3 protein-coding genes and 1 pseudogene are annotated in these 2,643 nt (G+C 39.0%); all 4 read right to left on the bottom strand.

What is annotated here, in order from left to right; translation table 11 throughout:
* Positions 1–557 (bottom strand): annotated as a pseudogene (locus tag QZN27_RS09850) (phosphoribosylanthranilate isomerase); the annotation flags it as partial.
* Positions 544–1,335 (bottom strand): indole-3-glycerol phosphate synthase TrpC, encoded by a 792-nt coding sequence (gene trpC / locus QZN27_RS09845; RefSeq protein ID WP_394346866.1) that lies wholly within the window; start codon positions 1,333–1,335, stop codon positions 544–546. The gene trpC and the pseudogene QZN27_RS09850, both read right to left, overlap by 14 nt.
* Complete coding sequence (gene trpD / locus QZN27_RS09840) at positions 1,313–2,323, bottom strand: anthranilate phosphoribosyltransferase (RefSeq protein WP_296787056.1); 1,011 nt, start codon at positions 2,321–2,323, stop codon at positions 1,313–1,315. Before trpD ends, trpC begins: the two co-directional genes overlap by 23 nt.
* A partial coding sequence (locus QZN27_RS09835; protein ID WP_296787054.1) for an aminodeoxychorismate/anthranilate synthase component II occupies positions 2,320–2,643 on the bottom strand: 324 nt, incomplete at its 5' end. The genes QZN27_RS09835 and trpD, both read right to left, overlap by 4 nt.

Genomic DNA, 2,643 nt, shown 5'->3' with positions numbered 1-2,643 from the left:
ACCTCCATTATCTCTTTTATTTTATTTTCATCTTTAAATCCATCAGTTTCAAGGCTTGAACTCAAATCAATGGCATAGGGATTGAACTCATTTATGGCCGGTGCCACGTTTTCGCTGTTCAATCCTCCCGCCAGGAAAAATTCCTTTTTTATGTCCTTTCGAATAAGACTCCAATCAAAGGTTTTTCCACTGCCTTTTCCGCTGTCAAGCAATAAATAATCAGAACTAGAATCATTATATTTCAATAAATCGATTTCCTGTGTCATTTCAATTGCATTAATGATTTTCAATTCACCATTAGTTTTCTTTTTTAAATCCAATATATATTGTTCGCTTTCACTTCCGTGAAGCTGAGCGATTTCTATTATTCCATCATCGAACAATTTCAATATCTCATCCTGCGGAGAATCAACAAAAACTCCCACCGGAATTATATCCGAATCAAGATTATTCCTTAATTCTTTAGCCAAATCATGTGAAACCTTTCTTTTTGAATCTGCAAACACAAATCCTATATAATCAGGTTTATATCTGTTTACCATTTCAATATCTTCCAATCTTTTGATTCCACAGATTTCTTTTCATTAAAGTTTCGCCTATTAAAACAGCATCGACATCATTTTCTTTTAATCTGGTGACATCTTCAGGTGTTTTAATGCCACTTTCTGAAATAAATATAACATCTCCACTGACACATCTACGTAGATTGATACTGTTTTCGATGTCTACTGTAAAATCCTCCAGGTTCCTGTTGTTGACGCCAATGATTTCAGCACCGACTGTCATGGCCCTCATGATTTCACTGCTATCATGGGTCTCGACAATAGCTGAAAGGCCGAGGTCATGTGCCAAATCCAGATATTTTTTAAGCTGAACAACATCAAGGATTGAAACGATCAATAAAACGGCGGAAGCTCCCAACATCTTGGCTTCCCAAATCATATACTCATCAATGACAAAATCCTTTCTCAAAACAGGTATGCTGACTTCCTTGGCAATTTCCTCCAGATATTCATCAGAACCCTGGAAGAAATAAGGTTCGGTTAAGACAGAAATTGCACTGGCCCCTGCGGCCTCATATTCCTTTGCAATAGCCAGATAATCAAAATCCTCTGCAATAAGACCCTTTGAAGGTGAAGCCTTTTTGACTTCGGCTATGATTGAAATATCATCCCCGCCCAATGCCTTCTTAAAGGGGAATTCCTCAGAAATTTCCAATAGGGAAACCTGCTTTTTAATGTCTTCCAATGGCAATATGCTTTTAGCCATTTCCACTCTTTCTTTTGTTTTTTCAACGATTTCATCCAACATATTAATCAGCATTTGTAAATTCAATAAAGTTTTCAAGTTGTCTTAATGCCTTTCCGGAATCGATGATTTCGGCTGCAAGTTCAACACCTTCCCTTAAGGATCCGACTTTACCTGCAACGTACAATCCTGCAGCGGAATTCAACAGAACGGCATTTCTTTTCGGTCCTTTTTCACCCTTCAAAATTGACAACGTAATTTGGGCATTTTCCTTGGCATCACCGCCGACCAAATCCTCCTTGGAACATAGCTCCATTCCAAAGTATTCAGGTGAAATTTCATAAGACATTGTTTTACCATCTTTAAGTTCACATACAAAAGTTTTGTCACTGACTGAAATCTCATCCATTCCATCCATTCCGTATACTGAAACTGCAGATTCAACACCCAAATTCTTCAACACCTCCATCAACGGTTCAACAAGTTCCTTTTCATAAACCCCTAAAACCTGCATGGAAGCACCTGCTGGATTTGTCAGCGGACCTAAAATATTAAAGATTGTCCTGATTGAGAGCTCCTTTCTTACGGGAGCCACATATTTCATTGACAGATGATAATTCTGGGCAAACAGGAAACATATATTGTTTTCCTTCAGGCATCTCAAGCTTCTGCTTGGACTTATGTGAATATTGACGCCCAGCTCCTCCAGCACATCGGCAGCACCACATTTGCTTGATGCTGACCTGTTTCCATGCTTTGCAACAGGAATTCCTGCAGCTGAAATGACAATTGAAGAGGTTGTTGAAATATTGAAGGTGTTTGAACCGTCACCGCCTGTACCGACAATCTCCAAAACCTTCTCATCATTCAATAGCCTCAAACAGTGCGCCCTCATAGCTTCAGCTGATGCAGTGATTTCCTCAATTGTCTCGCCTTTCATCGCCATGGCAGTCAAATAAGCGCTCATCTGAACTTCGCTTGCTTCACCAGTCATGATTTCATCCATTGTCTTATAAGCTTCATCATAAGTTAAATCTTCATGCTTGTATACTTTTAAAATAGCTTCCTTAATCATAATATGCCTCTTTCAACTTTCTCTAAAAAATTTTCAATAATCGCTAATCCGTCTGGTGTCAAAATGGATTCCGGATGGAACTGCAGTCCGTAAACATTGAAATCCTTATGCTTTACGGCCATGACTTCCCTATCATCACGGGCTTTTGAAATGATTTCAAGGCAATCCGGAAGTGAATCTTCAACCAGACTCAGGGAGTGATACCTTCCAACAGTTATTTCACCTGGAAGGCCTTTAAAAATAAAATCATAGTCAAGGGAAATTTTTGATGACTTTCCATGCATGAGCCTTTTTGCATGTGAAACCTCACCGCCAAGTGC

It is taken from the genome of uncultured Methanobrevibacter sp., from assembly GCF_900316895.1.
GTDB lineage: Archaea > Methanobacteriota > Methanobacteria > Methanobacteriales > Methanobacteriaceae > Methanocatella.
The sequence above is the reverse complement of the archived record's forward strand: the minus strand, read 5'-3'. Positions and strand labels throughout refer to the sequence as shown.

Coding starts and splice junctions, on each gene's coding strand:
- trpD (WP_296787056.1), bottom strand. CDS start 2,323: ATGATTAAGGAAGCTATTTTAAAAGTATACAAGCATGAAGATTTAACT.